The following is a 16,988-nucleotide window of genomic DNA, read 5'->3' on the forward strand; positions in this document are numbered from 1 at the left end:
TTCCAGAGGCGGCCCCAGTCGGGGCCGCTTTCTTTTGGGTATTTGCGCCAGGAAGAAATGCAAAAGGCCGCGCCCGGGATCGGAGCGCGGCCTTTTCTTTCGCTGTCGGCGGACGAGCGCTACTCGTCGATCTCGACGACCATCAGCTCGCGTTCCGAAGCACCGCGCGCATGGTCGAGCGCGGCCTGGTATTCGGGGCTGTTGTAGCAGGCGACCGCGGCCTCGACCGACGGGAAGCGGGCGACCACATTGCGCGGACGCTCGCGGCCCTCGAGCTGGACGAAACGGCCGCCGCGGGCGATGAACTGGCCGCCATGGCTGGCGATCGCGGGACCGGCCAGCTCGGCATATCTGCCATAGGCCTCGGCATCGGTCACGGTGACATGGGCGATCCAGAGCGCGGGCATCGGCTCAGGCCCCCAGCACGGCTTCGGCCGCCTTGATCGCGGCTTCGGCATTGGCAGCGTCCTTCGCCCCGCCCTGCGCCATGTCGGGACGGCCGCCGCCGCCCTTGCCGCCAAGCTCGGCCACCGCCGCCCGGACCAGATCGACCGCCGAGACCTTGTCGGTCAGATCCGGCGTGACCCCCGCCGCGACCGCGGCCTTGCCGTCGGCCTCCGCGATCAGAAGGATCGCACCCGAGCCGAGCCGGGCCTTGTGATCGTCGATGATCGGCGGCAGGTCCTTGCCGGAAATGCCGTGCAACACCTGGGCGAGGAAAGGCACGCCCGCAATATCGCGGGCCTCGGGGGCTGCGCCTGCAGGGCCTGCCAGCGCCAGCTCGCGGCGAAGCTGGGCAACCTCGTGTTCCAGCGCGCGGCGCTCGTCGACCAGGCTGCGGATGCGCGCGACGACATCGGCGGCCGGAGCCTTGACCGCTTCGGCCACCTCGGCGAGGCGGCGTTCCTGCGCGATCAGATGGTCGAGCGCGGCCTGCCCGGTCAGGGCCTCGATGCGGCGGATGCCGGCCGAGGAGGCGCTGTCGCCAAGGACGACGCAAAGCCCGATATCGCCGGTGCGCGTCACATGGGTGCCGCCGCAAAGCTCGATCGACCAGGTCTGGCCGTCATGCCCCTTGCCGCTGGCGGCGCGGCCCATCGAGACCACCCGCACCTCGTCGCCGTATTTCTCGCCAAAGAGCGCCTGGGCACCGATGGCGCGGGCATCGTCGGGCGTCATGATCCGGGTCTCGACCGCCGAGTTCTGACGGATGAAGCCGTTGACCTGACTTTCGACCGCCGCGAGTTCGGCGGGCGCCATCGCCTTGGCATGGCTGAAATCGAAGCGCAGCCGGTCGGGCGCATTCAGCGAGCCCTTCTGGGCGACATGATCGCCCAGCGTCTGGCGCAGCGCCTCGTGCAGCAGGTGGGTGGCCGAGTGATTGGCCCGGATCGCCGAACGGCGGGCGTGATCGACCCTGAGTTCGACCGCGTCGCCCACGGCCAGCGCGGCCTTGGCAGGCGTGACCTTATGGGCAAAGAGCCCGCCCGGCATCTTCTGGGTATCGAGGATCTCGCCCCGGCCCTCGGGCTTGAGATAGGTGCCGGTATCGCCGACCTGACCGCCCGATTCCCCATAGAACGGGGTCTGGTTGACGATCATCCAGCCGGTGGTGCCGGCGGCCAGTTCCTTGACCTCGACGCCCTCGGCCACCAGCGCCATCACCTGGCCCTCGGCGGTCTCGGTATCGTAGCCGAGGAATTCGGTCGCGGCGACGCGCTCGGCGATCTCGAACCAGATGGTCGATTCCTTCGTCTCGCCCGATCCGGCCCAGCTGGCACGTGCCTTGGCGCGCTGTTCGGCCATCGCCGCATCGAAGCCTGCCACATCGACCTGGCGGCCCTTCTCGCGCAGCGCATCCTGGGTCAGGTCCAGCGGGAAGCCGTAGGTGTCGTACAGCTTGAACGCCGCCGCGCCGGGCAGATCGCCGCCCTCGGGCAGGCGGGCCAGCTCTTCGTCGAGCAGCCGCAGGCCTCGATCGAGGGTCTGGATGAAGCGGGTTTCCTCGAGCTTCAGCGTCTCTTCGATCAAGGCCTGGGCGCGGTGCAGTTCCGGATAGGCCGCGCCCATCTGGGTCACGAGCGCCGGCACCAGGCGATACATGACCGGATCCTGGCTGCCCAGAAGGTGGGCATGGCGCATGGCGCGGCGCATGATCCGGCGCAGCACATAGCCGCGGCCGTCATTAGAGGGCATCACCCCGTCGGCGATCAGGAAGGAGGTCGAGCGCAGGTGGTCGGCGATCACCCGGTGATGGACATTTCCGGGGCCGTCGGGCTCGGTCGAGGTGGCATGCGCCGAGGCCTCGATCAGATCGCGCATCAGGTCGGTATCGTAATTGTCGTGCTTGCCCTGCAGCAGCGCGCCGATCCGTTCGAGCCCCATGCCGGTATCGATCGACTGCGCCGACAGCTCGCGCCGGGTGCCGTCCTCGAACTGCTCGTATTGCATGAAGACGAGGTTCCAGATCTCGATGAACCGGTCGCCATCCTCGTCGGCCGATCCGGGCGGGCCGCCCCAGATGTGATCACCATGATCGTAGAAGATCTCGGTGCAGGGACCGCAGGGGCCGGTATCGCCCATCTGCCAGAAATTGTCGCTGGTCGGGATGCGGATGATCCTGTCGTCCGAAAGTCCCGCAACCTTCTTCCAGATCGCGGCCGCCTCGTCATCGGTGTGATAGACCGTGACCAGCAGCCGGTCCTTCGGAATGCCGAAATCGCGGGTCAGGAGTTCCCAGGCAAAGGGGATGGCATCGGACTTGAAATAGTCGCCGAAGCTGAAATTCCCCAGCATTTCGAAGAAGGTATGGTGGCGCGCGGTATAGCCGACATTGTCGAGGTCGTTATGCTTGCCGCCCGCGCGCACACATTTCTGCGCGGTGGTGGCGCGGGTATAATCCCGTTTCTCGACCCCGGTGAAGAGGTTCTTGAACTGCACCATGCCCGAATTGGCGAACATGAGCGTGGGATCGTTACGGGGAACGAGCGGCGAGCTGTCGACCACCTCGTGGCCGTTCCGTTCGAAATAGCTCAGGAAGGTCGAGCGGATTTCGTTCAGCGTGGGCATCGGTCTCAGACCTTTCGGGGGAGTTTTCCGGTTTGCCGTCCGATGTATCGCCGCGGAAGGGGCCTGTCCATGGGTCAGAGAGCAAAGCCCTGCCCGGACAGCGGAACACCCGCCACAAGGGGCGGGTGTTCGAAACGTCCGAAGGAGGGGATCGTCACTCCTCGATCATCTCGTCATTCTCGTCGCCGCTCATGTGGAAGTCGAGCCCGTGTGCGGCGCGGATCTTGTCCTCGATCTGCATCGCGACCTCGGTATTCTCGCGCAGGAAATTCTTGGCATTCTCGCGCCCCTGCCCGATCCGCTCGTCGCCATAGGAATACCAGGAGCCCGACTTGTCGACCACGCCCGCCTTGACGCCGAGATCGAGCAATTCGCCGGTCTTCGAGATGCCTTCGCCATACATGATGTCGAATTCTACCTGCTTGAAGGGCGGCGCGACCTTGTTCTTGACGACCTTGACCTTGGTGGAATTGCCCACCACCTCGTCGCGGTCCTTGATCGAGCCGGTCCGGCGGATGTCGAGCCGGACCGAGGAATAGAATTTCAGCGCATTGCCGCCCGTCGTGGTCTCGGGGCTTCCGAACATCACGCCGATCTTCATCCGGATCTGGTTGATGAAGATCACCATGCATTTCGAGCGGCTGATCGAGCCGGTCAGCTTGCGCATGGCCTGGCTCATCAGCCGGGCATGGACGCCGAGATTGGAATCGCCCATGTCGCCTTCGAGTTCCGCCTTGGGCGTCAGCGCGGCGACGGAATCGACCACCACCATGCTGACCGCGCCCGAACGCACCAGCGTGTCGACGATCTCGAGCGCCTGTTCGCCGGTATCGGGCTGGCTGATCAGAAGCTCGTCGAGATTGACGCCCAGCTTCTTGGCATAGATCGGATCGAGCGCATGCTCGGCATCGACAAAGGCGCAGACGCCGCCCTTTTTCTGCTCTTCGGCCACGCAATGCAGCGTCAGCGTGGTCTTGCCGGAGCTTTCGGGCCCATAGATCTCGATGATCCGGCCCTTGGGCAGACCGCCGATCCCCAGCGCGATGTCGAGCCCGAGCGAGCCGGTCGAGGTCGACTCGATCTCCTGCACCGGGTTGTCGGCCCCCAGCCGCATGATCGAGCCCTTGCCGAACTGCCGTTCGATCTGTGCCAGCGCCGAGTCGAGCGCCTTCTGCTTGTCCGAAGCTTTCTTGTCTGCCATGTCCAGGAGGTTCGCCGTCGCCATGTTTGGTCCCTTATTCCACACCCGGAAGCGGGCGGCAATCGCTGCTGTTGTTCGCCGATTGTTCTCACCCATATGAGACCAAAAAGCGAACATTTCAAGTTAAATTGTTCCCGTTCTCAGGATTGATCGAAACGGTTAAGGAAGTGTTCACGACCGCGAAAATCGTCCCGGACGATGGCCGAAAGGCTTATGCGTCACTCGAAAATCCCGGCACAAGACGCTGACTTGAAAGATCTATTCCCATCCCCACCCAGGCTTCTTCCGCCCGGCCGATCGGCGGACAGGCGGGCAAAGGCGCGTCCGGCTAGGACACCTCCTCCGGCAACCTGCCGCCATCGCGCGAGATCTCGGCATCGCCCGCTTTGGCGGCGTCGCGCAGCTGGCGCTGGACCGTGGCGGTCAGATCGGCCAGAGAGAACGGCTTGGGCAAATAGACCGAATTGGGAATCCGCGCCTTGATTTCGCCAAAACTGTCCTCGGCATAGCCCGAGACGAAAATCACCCTCGTCCCGGGACGGGCCTTCAGCGCCTTGCTGACCCAGCCCGGACCGTCGAGCCCCGGCATCACCACATCGGTCACGAAGACATCGACCTTGAGATCGGGATCGGCCAGCGTCTCGAGCGCCTGTTCGCCGCTTTCGGCCTCGAGCACGGTATGGCCGCGCATCCGCATCGCGCGGGCCGCGAAGGAGCGGACCGGCGCCTCGTCCTCGACCAGCAGCACCACCGCAGAGCCCGGCATGTCCTCGACCGCCCCACCGCCTTCCGTCAGGGGCGCCGCCGGGCCGACCTTGCCGCTATGGGCGGGCAAGTAGACCGAAAAGCAGCTGCCGTGCCCGACCGTGCTGTCGACGAAGACGAAACCGCCGGTCTGCTTGACGATGCCGTAGACGGTCGAGAGGCCGAGCCCGGTCCCTTCGCCGAGGCGCTTGGTGGTGTAGAAGGGCTCGAAGATCTTGGCCAGACGGTCGGGCGGGATGCCCTGACCCTCGTCGCGCACGCGGATCATCGCATAGGGGCCGGGCGGAACCACGGCACGGTCGCGCTGCAATTCGGTGGCAAGCTTCACCGCCTCGGTCTCCAGCCGGATCTCGCCGCCCTCGGGCATCGCGTCGCGGGCATTGACGACGAGGTTCATCACAACCTGTTCCAGCTGGCGCTTGTCGGCGCGGATCGGCGGCAGCGCCTCGGCATGGCGCATCCTCAGGCGCACCTTCTCGCCCACCAGCCGGTCGAGCAGATGAGCCAGCTCGCCCATCGTGTCGCGCAGATCCAGCACCTCGGGGCTCAGCGTCTGCTTGCGCGAGAAGGCCAGAAGCTGGCCCACCAGGCTCGCCGCGCGATTGGCGTTCTGGTGGATCTGCACCAGATCGCCGTAATCGGGATCGCCCGCATCATGGCGCAGCATCAGCAGGTCGCAATGGCCCGAAATCGCGGTCAGCAGGTTGTTGAAGTCATGCGCCACCCCACCCGCAAGCTGGCCGATCGCCTGCATCTTCTGGCTTTGCGTGAACTGCGCCTCAAGCGTCTTCATCTCGGTCACGTCATGCAGCACCGCGACCAGCGCGCCCTCTGCCATCCGCGCCAGCGCCACCTGCACGAAGAGCTCGCGATCGTCGCGTGCGACCCGCAGCACCTCGGCCGTGTTCGGAGCCCGGCCCTGCGCGGCATCGGCCAGCCAGTCGCTGACCGGACGGCCAAGCCCCTCGAGCCGGTCGCAGAGGTTCAGAGCCTCGTCCGGCGTGCCCCCCAAGAGCCGCACCGCCCGGGCATTGGACAGCCGCACCGTGCCATCGGCATCGAGCTGCAGAAGCGCCACCGGCAAGGCATCGAGAAAGCCCTCGGGCGCCTCGGCGACTCGGGCCTCCGAGCGGCGCGGCAGGATATAGAATTCACGCCCGCCATCGGCCATGCGCAGTTGCAGCAGGCGGCGCCGGCTCGGGCCTTCCGGGGTCTCGACCACCACCTCGTCGGTCTCTTCCGAGGCCCCTGCCAGAAGCGCCGCGACCGCCTCGTGGCTCTGGCCCACCAGCGCGCGGGCGGCGGCATTGATCGCCGAAAGCCGCCCCGCCGGATCGAGCCGCACCATCGGCAGCGCGATCTCGACCCCATCGGTCGCACTGGCATCGAAGCGCCACAGGAACAGGCCCGAGCCCGCCCGCTCGACCCCGACCTGCAACGGCCCCGAGGCCAGCGAGCGCCGGGCCGAGGCGGGCAGCCCCCTGGCGGCGGCCGCGATCAGATCGCCGACCGCACGCCGGGGATCGGCAAACAGGGCCTGCAGCGCATCGGACACCGGTTGGCCGCGCACCGCCGCGACCCGGCGCTGTGCCTCGGGACTGGCGATCAGAACCCGCCCCTCGGCATCGGTGACCAGCGTGGCGCCGGGCGCGCTGGCGCAAAGCCGCCTCAGCCTGTCGGAGGGAATATCCGAGACCGGGCGCCCCAGGATCCGCAACAGCGCGGCCAGGCAGCACAGGGTGAGGCCCGTCGTCAGCAGCGGCGCGAAAAACAAGGGCCAGGGCGAGGTCCAAGCCGCGCCCGATAGCAGGATGCCAAGGGCCAGCGCCGCCCAGGCCCGATCGGCATAGGCCGCGGCCGAGCGACGGACAGATAGCAGAACAGGCATGAGACGCGACAAGAGAACCTCCCGGCAGGACGATTTCGCCCACTCTTTCTCCACAGGTATTAACCCGTGGTTAACAGAGCCGCCCAACCGCGGAGGATGGCAGATCTTCGCCGCCGCTCAGCCCGGGCGCTGCATGACTGCGGCATAGAACCCGTCGCCGCCGTCAAGCGGCGTCAGCCGGCGTTCGGAGACAAGCCTCCAGCCCTGAAAGGCGGCAAGAAAGCGGCCGATCTGGGAAGCATTCTCGGCGGCAAGCAGCGAACAGGTCGCATAGCCCAGATAGCCCCCCGGGGCCACCAACCCGGCCGCGCGATCAAGAATCCCGGCCTGAAGCGCGGTCAGCCGGTCCAGATCGGCAGGCGTGGTCCGCCATTTGGCCTCCGGGCTCCGGCGCCAGGCGCCGCTGCCCGAACAGGGCACATCGCAAAGCACCAGATCGAAGGGCGCCGCCCCTTTCAGCGCGGCCGCGTCGAGACAGTGCACCGCAACCCCGGCCCGCTCGGCCCGGGCGGGCAGATCGCGCATCCGCTGCGGCGCCGCATCATGGGCGAAATGCCGGGCGCCCCCGCGCGCAGCCATGGCCAGCGTCTTGCCGCCGCCGCCCGCGCAATAATCGAGCACCCTTGCGCCTTCGCCGAGCGGCATCATGTCGGCCACCGCCTGCGAGGCGGCATCCTGCAATTCGACCAGCCCGTCTGCGAAAGCCCGCGACAGATGCACCCGGCGTGCGCCCGCCACCACTTCCAGCACGGTGGGCGAAAGCGGATGGGGCCGGGTCTCGATCCCCTCCCCGGCCAGCCGCGCCATGGCCGCCGCGGCATCGCTCCGGCGCGCATTGACCCGCAGAAAGACCGGGGCGCGCTGCCGGAGCCGCTCCATCACCGCCCGGAAATCGGGGCCGAGGCTCTCTCGCAGCAGCCCTTCCAGTGCCTCGGGGCAATCGCAGGCGACCGGCTCGGGCAGATCGGCAAGCGCAGGCCCGGGCGCAAGTTCCTCGGTGCCGAGCGGCGCCGGGGCATGGCCCGCACCGGTGAAGACGGTCCCGGGATCGGTGCCCGCGGCGCGCAGCATCCCCAGCATCAGCCCGCGTCCGGTCGCGGCGCTGCCCAGCGCCGCGAAGGACCGCAGGCAGCGGATCGCATCGAAGACATGATCGCGAATCGCGGCGCGGTCCTTCGATCCGGCAAAGCGGTTCTGCCGCGCCCAGGTGGTCAGGAGCTTCTCGGCCGGCGCGCCGCCGCGCCAGGCATCGAGCAGCTCGGCCGCCGCCGCGATCCGCGCCGCGGGCGTCATCGCAGCCCCCGCCGACCCCGGACTGGCATGCGCCTGCCGCCCGCGGCCTCCGCCTCGCGCCTTGTCATCCCTGGCTCCTTCGCGCCGTTTTCGCCCCGTTCTTGTCTGGCTGCACCCTTTCCGGGCCTGCCGCCTGTCCGCCTTCTGGCAGCCGCCTTCGGCGCTGGCAAGCCACCGCCGCCGCCAGAGGACTTTCCATCCGCGCAAGGACGTGGTTTTCTGGCGGCCGTGACAGGGGCGTCCGGAGCGATCCGGGCTGAGAAGCACCCTTAGAACCTGAACCAGATCATGCTGGCGGAGGAAGTCGCGTGCCGCGTCCCGACGGGACCGATGCGCCCGTCCGCCACCCAAGGAGGACCGCGATGCCCGCCCCCGCAGACCACTCAGGCCACCCGATTCGAACGCCGGCAGAACATCTGGCCGCGATGCAGGCACGCGTGCCCCTGGTGCAGTGCATCACCAATTTCGTCGCCATGAACGTCGCCGCGAACGTGCTGCTGGCGGCAGGCGCCTCGCCGGCGATGCTGCATGCGGCCGAGGAGACCGGCGAGTTCACCCCGCTGGCGCAGGCGCTCTCGATCAATATCGGCACGCCCTCGCCCGGCTGGGCGACGGGGATGCGGGCCGCGGCAAGTGCGGCGCGGGCGGCGGGGCTGCCCTGGGTGCTCGACCCCGTCGCGGTCGGCGCCACCGCCTACCGGCAGGCGCTCTGCGGCGATCTCATGGCCTTCGAGCCGACGGTGATCCGGGGCAATGCCTCCGAGATCCTGGCGCTGGCCGGGGTCGAGGCACGCGGCCGGGGTGCCGACAGCGCCGACAGCGTCGAGGCGGCCGAAGCCGCGGCGCGCGCGCTCGCCGAACGAAGCTGGGCGGTGGTCGCGGTCACCGGGCCGGTCGATTACGTCACCGATGGCACCCGCGCCTGGCGCATCGCCAACGGCCATCCGCTGATGCCCAAGGTCACCGCGCTCGGCTGTTCGCTGACGGCCCTGGTCGCGGCCTTCCTCGCGGGCGGCGGCGACCGGGCCGGGGCCACCGTCGCGGCGCTGGCCTGTTTCGGGCTGGCGGGCGAACAGGCGGCCAGGGGCGCGTCCGGGCCGGGCAGCTTCGCAGTGGCGCTGATCGACGCGCTTCATGCGATGACTCCCGAGACGCTCGAGCGCGGCGCCCGGGTGAGCGCGGCATGACCCGCGACAGGCTTCCGGTCTATTTCGTGACCCCCGACGGCGCCTCGGCCGACCTGGTTCTGGCCGCGGTCCGGGGCGGCGCGACCATGGTACAGCTGCGCGACAAGCAGGCGGGGGACGCGGCGCTGATCGCGCTGGCGCGCGCGCTGAAACCCGAACTGGCGCGGCGCGGCGTTCCGTTGATCGTGAATGACCGGCTCGATGTGGTGCTGGCCTCGGGCGCGGACGGGCTCCATGTCGGCCAGTCCGATGGCAACCCGCTGGCGCTGCGCCGGGCGCTGGGGCCGGGGCGGCTTCTGGGCCTGTCGGTCGAGACCATGGCGCATCTCGGCGCGATACCTGCGGGCGTCGTCGATTATCTCGGCGTCGGGCCGGTGCGGGCGACCGCCACCAAACCCGATCACGCGGCCCCGCTTGGCTTCGGCGGACTGGCGCGGATCGCGGCGGCGAGCCCCCTGCCCTGCGTTGCCATCGGCGGCGTCGGCGCCACCGATGCGCGCGCGCTCAAGGCGGCCGGCACGGCCGGCATGGCCGTCGTCTCGGCGATCTCGGCCGCCCCCGATCCCGAGGATGCCGCCCGTGCGCTGGCCGGTGCCTGGAGAGCGGCATGAGCGCTAGCGGGGCCATTCCGGGGATGGCAGCGCCCTTCCCCCGGCATCCGGGGGGCGCAACCGGTCCGAGGCAAAGCGGGGTCGGCCTGCCGATGGTCTGAGCGTCGCCCCGGCCACGCCTTTGCCGCAAGGCGCCGTGGCGCCGCTGGCTCAGTCGAAACGACGGCGCAGCGCAGAGCCCCCGGCCGGCCAGTCGCCCGCCGCCACCACGGCGCCATCGACGAAGGCAGCATAGCTTCGGCCCGCCTGATAGCGCAGCGCTCCCAGCTCGGGCAGCAGATCTTCGGTGCGGTCGGCCGAGAGAAAACCGATCAGCCGCCCTTGGGCATCGCGCTCGACCCAGGCCCGGGCGCGACCGGCATCCATGCTCCAGGGGGCGGGCGCGGAAAGATGCGCGCGCCGCCAGGCCGCCACATCGGCACCCGAGCCGATCACGACCAGCACCGGCGCGGCCCCGGCCGCCGCCTCATCGACCAGCGGCGGTGCGCCCTGCAGAAGCCGCGCCCCAAGCGCCGTCGCCACCTCCGCAGCCCCCTCGCCCAGCGCCAGCAGCGCGGGTTCGGAACCGGCGAAGAGATCGCCCAGCATCGGCGGCACCTCGCCCGGCGCCAGCGCCCGCGCCAGCTCGAAATCGGGATCGACCGCGACCGAACGCGGCCGTGCCCCCAGCGCCAGCGTGACCTCGACCCGGCCGTCCTCGAGCGCCACCAGATGGCGCTCGGTCCCGGCCTCGGTCTCGACCATCACCGGCACGCGCAGCTGATAGGCGGGCGCGGACTGGCCCAGCACCAAATGCAGTGCGCGCTCTTCCGGTTCGACCGCCTCGATCCGCAGCGCGGGCAGACCGCTCCGGGTCAGCCACTGATCGAAGAACCAGCGCAGCTCGCGCCCGCTCGCCGCCTCGAAACCGGCGCGCAGATCGTGCCAGGCCGCCACCCGGTCGCGCCGTTCGGCATAGAATCGGCGCAGCCCCGCCTGCCAGTCCTCCTCTCCGAGCTCGGCCCGGAGCATGTGAAACAGGAAGGCCGCCTTGCCATAGCCGACCGCCTGACGCGCGCCATGCGCGGCGGCGCGGAACTCGGTCAGCGGCCGGTCTTCGGCGGCGGGCAGCATCGTGAGATCGCGCAGCCAGCCCAGCCGCATCTCGCGCGCCTCTGCAGCCCCTGCCTCCTCGGCCAGCGCGTAATCGGCCATGTAGGTGGTCAGCCCCTCGCTCCAGTTGCCGCGCCGGTAATCGACCGCCACCGCATTGCCCCACCAGGAATGCAGCACCTCATGCGCAAGCGAGCGGCCCCGCATGTAGCCATGGCCAAGGATCGCCTGGCTGACATAGGTCATCCCCGGCAGCCCGAGCCCCACCGGGATCGGCGCCGAAACCACCGAGAAGCCGTCATAGGGATAGGGACCGATCGCGGCCGAATAGCGGTCGATATAGGCTGCGGAAGCCGCGATATAGGCTGGCGAGAAGGCCGCATCGCGCGGCTCGAAATAGGTGCGCAGCCGCAGCCCGCGATGCATCGCCTCGTTCACCGCATAGCGCCCCGCGAAGACCCCGAGATCGCCGGCCCGCCCAGTGAAGACGAAATCGGCCCGGCGGCCATCGGGATGCGCCGTCTCGGCGGAAAGCGTGCCGGTCGCGGCCGGGCGCCAGCCCGTGGGCACATCGAGGCTCAGCTCGAACCGCACGCGGGGCGCCGCATCGACCGGCAGCCAGCCCGAGCCCATGAGATAACTGGCCGTCTCCCCGCGCGCCGCGGCCTCGATCCCGGGCGACAGCTCCGGCAAGGTGCCGCTCAGCCGGACCGTCACCGGACGCCCCATATGCCGCGCCGCCCGGATCACCCCCGAGGCGGGCAGCGGGCTCGGCTCGCCGCCGATCCGAAGCGTCTCGATGTTCAGCCAGTCCTGCCGCGGCAATGCCACATCGCCCTGCGGCGCGGGCAGCAGCGCCTCGAGCGTCATCGCACCGCTGGCCGGATCGAGGCTCAGCCGCACGGTCTCCGCGCCCAGCATCTCGCCATTCGGCCCGGCCAGTGCGGGGGTCCCGGACGGCCCGCTCAGCGCGGCGAGGACCGGCAGAGCGGCTAGGACAAGAGGGCGAAGACGCATCGGACAACCTCCGGACAGGGACATGCGGAAAAGACGTTAGGGCCGGTTCGGTCGCAGGGCCAGCGGATTGCGCGCCCGCCGCAGCCGGACCGCCATTCGCCCCGACCCGCAGAAACCGGGCAGGTTTCCGCACTTGCGGGCATTTCCGGAACATACGCCCAGCCATTACATCCAGACCGGAGATATGACCCTTTTCATTCGAGGTTATCGCCTTCCGCGGAGAATTTTGTTCTACTGCAGCGAAATCTTCAGGGAGTGCCCGATGCAGTTCTTCCCCATCTTCCTGCGCAGCGAGGGCGCGCGGATCGTGGTTTCCGGCGGCGGCGAGACCGCTTTGGCCAAGCTGCGGCTGCTGCTCAAGACCCGTGCCCGGATCGCGGTGCATGCGCCCGAGATCGACCCCGCCATCGCCGAATGGCAGGCCGAGGGCCGCCTCAACTGGATCGCACGGCCCGTCGCGGCGGCCGATATCGAGGGCGCGCGGCTGGTCTATGCCGCGACCGACGATGCGGCCGAGGATGCCCGCGTGGCCGGCCTCGCGCAGGCGGCGGGCGTGCTGTTCAACATCGTCGACAATCGCGAGGACAGCGCCTTCATCACCCCGGCCATGGTCGACCGCGACCCGGTGGTGGTGGCCATCGGCACCGAGGGCGCGGCCCCGGTTCTGGCCCGCAAGATCAAGGCCGGTCTCGAGGCCTCGCTTCCGGCCGCTCTCGGCGCCCGCGTGCGCGCCGCCGAGGCCTTCCGCCCCGAGGCCGAGGTCCTGCCGAAGGGCCGGGCCCGCCGCGGTTTCTGGGCGGCGGTGTTCGAGGGCGCGCTTGACGGCGGAACGCCCGAGCCGCTCGGGCAGCTGCTCGAAGCCCACAAGGCCGCCCGCCCGGCCGCGGGCGAGGTGCTGTTCGTCGGCGCCGGTCCGGGCGATCCGGACGATATGACCCTGCGCGCGCGCCGGGCGCTCGACCGCGCCGATGTGGTGATCCACGACCGGCTGGTCCCCGCGCCGATCCTGGAGCTTGCCCGCCGCGAGGCGAGGATCGTCGAGGCTGGCAAGACCGGCTTCGGCCCCTCGACACCGCAGGAGACCATCAACGGGCTGATCGTCGATCACGCCGCAGAGGGCCTCGTGGTGGTGCGGCTGAAGGCGGGCGATCCGTCGGTCTTCGGCCGGCTCGACGAGGAGATCGAGGCCTGCGAGGCCGCGGGCATCGCCTGGTCGGTGGTGCCGGGACTGACCGCCGCCTCGGCGGCTGCCGCGAGCCTCGGGCAAAGCCTGACCCGGCGCGGCCGGAATTCCGAGCTGAGGGTGCTGACCGGGCATGACGTGAAGGGGCTCGCCGATCACGACTGGGCCGCGCTGGCCCGGCCCGGCGCGGTGGCCGCGATCTACATGGGCAAGCGCGCCGCCCGCTTCCTTCAGGGGCGGCTGATGATGCATGGCGCCGAGGCCGCGACCCCGGTCAGCGTGGTCGAGAATGCCGGCCGCCCCGGCGAACGCATCCTGGCCGCGACGCTGGGCACGCTGGCGACCGAGATCGCCTCGGCCGGGCTGACCGGCCCCACCGTCATGCTGCTGGGCCTCGCGCCGCGCGCGGCCGCCAGGTCGCTTCCCCTCCTTCAGGAGGCCACCCTGTGAAACGCCGCTTCCATCCCAGCGTCGTCACCGCCAACGACCTGTTCGAGGGCCATCCGGTCTGGCGCACCGCCGAGGGCCGCTGGTCGGCCACGATCCGCGAAGCCGAGGTGCTGAACACCCCCGAGGCCGCCGAGGCCCGCCTCGCCGAGGCCGCAGCCGAGGCCGGTCAGGTCGTCGGCCCCTATCTGGCCGAGGTCGCGACCACACCCCGCGGCCCCGCGCCGCTGCATTTCCGCGAGGTTTTCCGCGTCCGCGGCCCCGCGCGCCCCCAGCCTGACAGCCACGACCAGCGCCCCGGAGACTGACCATGTACGCCTATTCCGATTTCGACGAGAGTTTCGTGCGCGACCGCGTGCGCCAGTTCCGCGACCAGGTCGCGCGCCGGATCGACGGCCGCCTTACCGAGGACGAGTTCAAGCCGCTCCGGCTGATGAACGGGCTTTATCTGCAGCTTCACGCCTACATGCTGCGCGTGGCCATTCCCTATGGCACGCTCGATGCGCGCCAGATGCGCCAGCTTGCGGCGATCTCGGAACGCTGGGACCGCGGCTATGGCCATTTCACCACCCGCCAGAACATCCAGTTCAACTGGCCCAAGCTCGGCGACGTGCCCGACATGCTCGACGCGCTGGCCGATGTCGGCATGCATGCGATCCAGACCTCGGGCAATTGCGTGCGCAACGTCACCTCGGATCATTTCGCGGGGGCTGCCGCCGACGAGATCGCCGATCCGCGCCCCTATGCCGAGCTGTTGCGGCAATGGTCGAGCGACCATCCCGAGTTCCAGTACCTGCCGCGCAAGTTCAAGATCGCGATCACCGGCGCCACCGCCGACCGCGCCGTGACGCGTGCCCATGATATCGGGCTGCGCGTCGTGGCACGCGACGGCGCCGTGGGCTTTCAGGTCAGCGTCGGCGGCGGGCTCGGCCGCACGCCGATGATCGGCCGCATCATCCGCGACTTCCTGCCCGAGGCCGATCTGGTGCCTTATGTCGAGGCGGTGCTGGGCGTCTACAACCAGCTCGGCCGGCGCGACAACAAATACAAGGCCCGGATCAAGATCGCGGTCCACGAGATGGGGGTCGACACCATCCGCGATCTGGTCGAGGCACGCTTTGCCGAGACCCGGTCCGAATTTCCCGGCGCCGAAGCCGCCCTGGCCGAAATCCGCGCGGCCTTCCGCGCGCCCGGGTTCCGCGCGGGCGGTACCGCGATCCCGTCGGGCAGCCCCGCCTTCCGGGCCTGGGCCGACACCAACCTTGCCGCCCACCGGCGCGGGGATCATGCCATCGTCACCGTCTCGCTGAAGACGCCGGGCCAGCAGCCGGGCGATGCCAGCGCCGATCAGATGCGGGTCATCGCCGATCTGGCCGAGACCTATGGCTATGACGAGATCCGGATCAGCCACCGCCAGAACGTGATCCTGCCCCATGTCCGCAAGGACGACCTGCCGGCGGTCTTCGAAGCGCTGGCGGCGGCGGGGCTGGCGGCGGCCAATGCCGGGCTGATCTCGGACATCATCGCCTGCCCCGGCATGGATTACTGCGCCCTGGCCACGGCCCGCTCGATCCCGGTCGCGCAGGAGATCGCGGTTCTGTTCGAGACCCTCGATCTGGCCCATGAGGTCGGCCCGCTCCGGCTGAACGTCTCGGGCTGCATCAATGCCTGCGGCCATCACCATGTCGCCGATATCGGCATTCTCGGGCTCGAACGCGCGGGCGCCGAGACCTATCAGATCACGCTGGGGGGCGATCCGACGGAGCGGATCGCCATCGGCGAGCGCACCGGTCCGGGCTTTGCCGCGGACGAGATCGTGGGCGCGGTGGAACGTATCGTGATGGCCTATCTGGAGCGGCGTGAAAGCCGGGACGAGACCTTTACAGACGCCTATCGGCGGCTGGGGCTCGCCCCCTTCCAGGAGGCGCTTTATACCGAGGGGAGCAAGGAAGATGCGGCCTGAGACCGGGTTCGAACGGGGGCAACCGCAACTTGCGGCGCTGAACCGCCATCTGGACGGCGCGACGCCGCAGCAGGTGCTGGCCGAGATGGCCGAAAGATATGCCGGCCGGCTGGCACTGGTCTCGTCCTTCGGGGCGGAATCGGTCGTGCTTCTGCATATGGTGGCCGAGCTCGATCCCGGCCTTCCGGTGCTGTTTCTGGAAACCGAGATGCTGTTCCCCGAGACGCTGGCCTATCAGCGTGAGGTCGCGGAGGCGCTGGGGCTGACCGGGGTGCGCGCCCTGCGGCCCGACGCCGAGGCGCTCGAGCTGCACGACCCGGCCGGCGATCTGCATCGCAGCGATCCCGATCTCTGCTGCCATCTGCGCAAGACCGAGCCGCTGGAACGCGCGCTGGCGGGCTTCGGCGCCTGGATCACCGGGCGCAAGCGCCACCAGACCCGCGAACGCCAGGCGATGCATGTCTGCGAGACCGACGAGGCGGGACGGGTCAAGATCAACCCGCTGCATGCCTGGGGCCGCGAGGATGTGGCCGCCTATATGGCGCGTCACGACCTGCCCCGGCATCCGCTGGTCTCGCGCGGCTATCCCTCGATCGGCTGCGCGCCCTGCACCAGCCGCGTCGCCCCGGGCGAGGACCCGCGCGCGGGCCGCTGGCGCGGTCAGGACAAGCAGGAATGCGGCATTCACCTGGTCAACGGCCGCTTCGTGCGGATGGGGGCGGAGGACGTGGCATGAGCACGGCAATTCTCGTCACCGATGCGGGCTTTACACCCACGGATCCCGCAGAGCACTGGCTGCCCCCGGCCGATCTCGACAGCAGCCCGGAGCTGTGCGATCCGGTCCGGGTCGTCCTGACCCCGGAGGCCGATCCGGACCTTCTGGGGCCGCATCTGACGCGAATCGCGGCGATCCGGATCGTCTTTCCGGCGGTTGCGGACGGGCGCGGCTTCACCCTCGCACGCAGGCTGCGGCGGATGGGCTTTGCCGGGCGGCTGCGTGCCGCCGGGCAGCTCATCCCCGAGCAATATCCTATGGCGCGGGCCTGCGGCTTCGACGAGGCCGAGATCGATGCCGACCGCGCCCTTCGCCAGCCCGAAGCCGACTGGCAGAAGGCCGCCGGACGGCAGGGCTATCTGGCGCGGCTCCGGCGCGCCTCGGCGGCGTAACCCGCGCGGAGGGCGGCCGCAGGAGGTTCCTGCGGAAGGATTCTACGAAGGGTTTCTGCGGCGGGCTCCATGTCTGCCGCAGCTCGCCAAGACAGAGATGACGGG

General features: G+C 69.6%; 13 protein-coding genes and 1 riboswitch. Of the genes, 7 read left to right on the forward strand and 6 right to left on the reverse strand.

The annotated features are described in order from the left end of the window. Positions 1 to 119 precede the first annotated feature (119 nt). From ACK8CO_RS01995 to ACK8CO_RS02015, 5 genes are all read right to left on the reverse strand, one after another. A complete protein-coding gene (locus tag ACK8CO_RS01995) occupies positions 120 to 407 on the reverse strand; it encodes a DUF1330 domain-containing protein (protein ID WP_080616041.1) in 288 nt (95 codons plus the stop codon). 4 nt (positions 408 to 411) lie between these two features. Further along, positions 412 to 3,069 carry an alanine--tRNA ligase gene (gene alaS, locus ACK8CO_RS02000; RefSeq protein ID WP_414897988.1) on the reverse strand — a complete coding sequence of 886 codons (2,658 nt, stop codon included), beginning with the start codon at positions 3,067 to 3,069 and terminating at the stop codon, positions 412 to 414. Positions 3,070 to 3,223: 154 nt separating this feature from the next. Next, a complete protein-coding gene (gene recA, locus ACK8CO_RS02005) occupies positions 3,224 to 4,294 on the reverse strand; it encodes a recombinase RecA (protein ID WP_080616039.1) in 1,071 nt (356 codons plus the stop codon). 304 nt (positions 4,295 to 4,598) lie between these two features. After that, the gene (locus tag ACK8CO_RS02010) at positions 4,599 to 6,923 is read right to left on the reverse strand and encodes an ATP-binding protein (protein WP_414898983.1); all 2,325 of its coding nucleotides are present in this window, start codon (positions 6,921 to 6,923) and stop codon (positions 4,599 to 4,601) included. Positions 6,924 to 7,040: 117 nt separating this feature from the next. Continuing rightward, positions 7,041 to 8,216 (reverse strand): RsmB/NOP family class I SAM-dependent RNA methyltransferase, encoded by a 1,176-nt coding sequence (locus ACK8CO_RS02015; RefSeq protein ID WP_414897989.1) that lies wholly within the window; start codon positions 8,214 to 8,216, stop codon positions 7,041 to 7,043. A 223-nt stretch (positions 8,217 to 8,439) separates the two neighbouring features. Beyond that, positions 8,440 to 8,536, forward strand: a riboswitch (TPP riboswitch). Between the two features lie 42 nt (positions 8,537 to 8,578). Here ACK8CO_RS02015 and thiM point away from each other — a divergent pair. Together thiM and thiE are read left to right on the forward strand one after the other, a co-directional pair. Then, the gene (gene thiM, locus ACK8CO_RS02020; protein WP_414897990.1) at positions 8,579 to 9,403 is read left to right on the forward strand and encodes a hydroxyethylthiazole kinase; all 825 of its coding nucleotides are present in this window, start codon (positions 8,579 to 8,581) and stop codon (positions 9,401 to 9,403) included. Continuing rightward, positions 9,400 to 10,014 (forward strand): thiamine phosphate synthase, encoded by a 615-nt coding sequence (gene thiE / locus ACK8CO_RS02025; protein ID WP_414897991.1) that lies wholly within the window; start codon positions 9,400 to 9,402, stop codon positions 10,012 to 10,014. The genes thiM and thiE overlap by 4 nt, the downstream gene beginning before the upstream one ends. Before the next feature lie 150 nt (positions 10,015 to 10,164). Here the strand turns inward: thiE and ACK8CO_RS02030 are convergent, their stop codons facing one another. Continuing rightward, positions 10,165 to 12,123: a M1 family metallopeptidase gene (locus ACK8CO_RS02030; protein WP_414897992.1), complete on the reverse strand. Its 1,959-nt coding sequence runs from the start codon at positions 12,121 to 12,123 to the stop codon at positions 10,165 to 10,167. 262 nt (positions 12,124 to 12,385) lie between these two features. On the opposite strand from ACK8CO_RS02030, the gene cysG reads away from it, so the two are divergent. From cysG to ACK8CO_RS02055, 5 genes are read left to right on the forward strand one after another with little or no spacing between them, the layout of a single operon-like run. Then, the gene (cysG, locus tag ACK8CO_RS02035) at positions 12,386 to 13,756 is read left to right on the forward strand and encodes a siroheme synthase CysG (RefSeq protein ID WP_414897993.1); all 1,371 of its coding nucleotides are present in this window, start codon (positions 12,386 to 12,388) and stop codon (positions 13,754 to 13,756) included. Further along, the gene (locus ACK8CO_RS02040) at positions 13,753 to 14,061 is read left to right on the forward strand and encodes a DUF2849 domain-containing protein (RefSeq protein ID WP_080616032.1); all 309 of its coding nucleotides are present in this window, start codon (positions 13,753 to 13,755) and stop codon (positions 14,059 to 14,061) included. The genes cysG and ACK8CO_RS02040 overlap by 4 nt, the downstream gene beginning before the upstream one ends. A 2-nt stretch (positions 14,062 to 14,063) precedes the next feature. After that, positions 14,064 to 15,716, forward strand: a complete 1,653-nt coding sequence (locus tag ACK8CO_RS02045) for a nitrite/sulfite reductase (RefSeq protein ID WP_414897994.1) — start codon at positions 14,064 to 14,066, stop codon at positions 15,714 to 15,716. Then, the gene (locus tag ACK8CO_RS02050) at positions 15,706 to 16,452 is read left to right on the forward strand and encodes a phosphoadenylyl-sulfate reductase (protein WP_080616030.1); all 747 of its coding nucleotides are present in this window, start codon (positions 15,706 to 15,708) and stop codon (positions 16,450 to 16,452) included. The genes ACK8CO_RS02045 and ACK8CO_RS02050 overlap by 11 nt, the downstream gene beginning before the upstream one ends. Continuing rightward, entirely contained in the window at positions 16,449 to 16,883 is a 435-nt protein-coding gene (locus tag ACK8CO_RS02055) for a DUF934 domain-containing protein (RefSeq protein WP_414897995.1), read from the forward strand. Before ACK8CO_RS02050 ends, ACK8CO_RS02055 begins: the two co-directional genes overlap by 4 nt. Positions 16,884 to 16,988 lie beyond the last annotated feature (105 nt).

This window comes from Rhodovulum sp. HP10, from assembly GCF_047553435.1.
Classification (GTDB): domain Bacteria; phylum Pseudomonadota; class Alphaproteobacteria; order Rhodobacterales; family Rhodobacteraceae; genus Rhodovulum.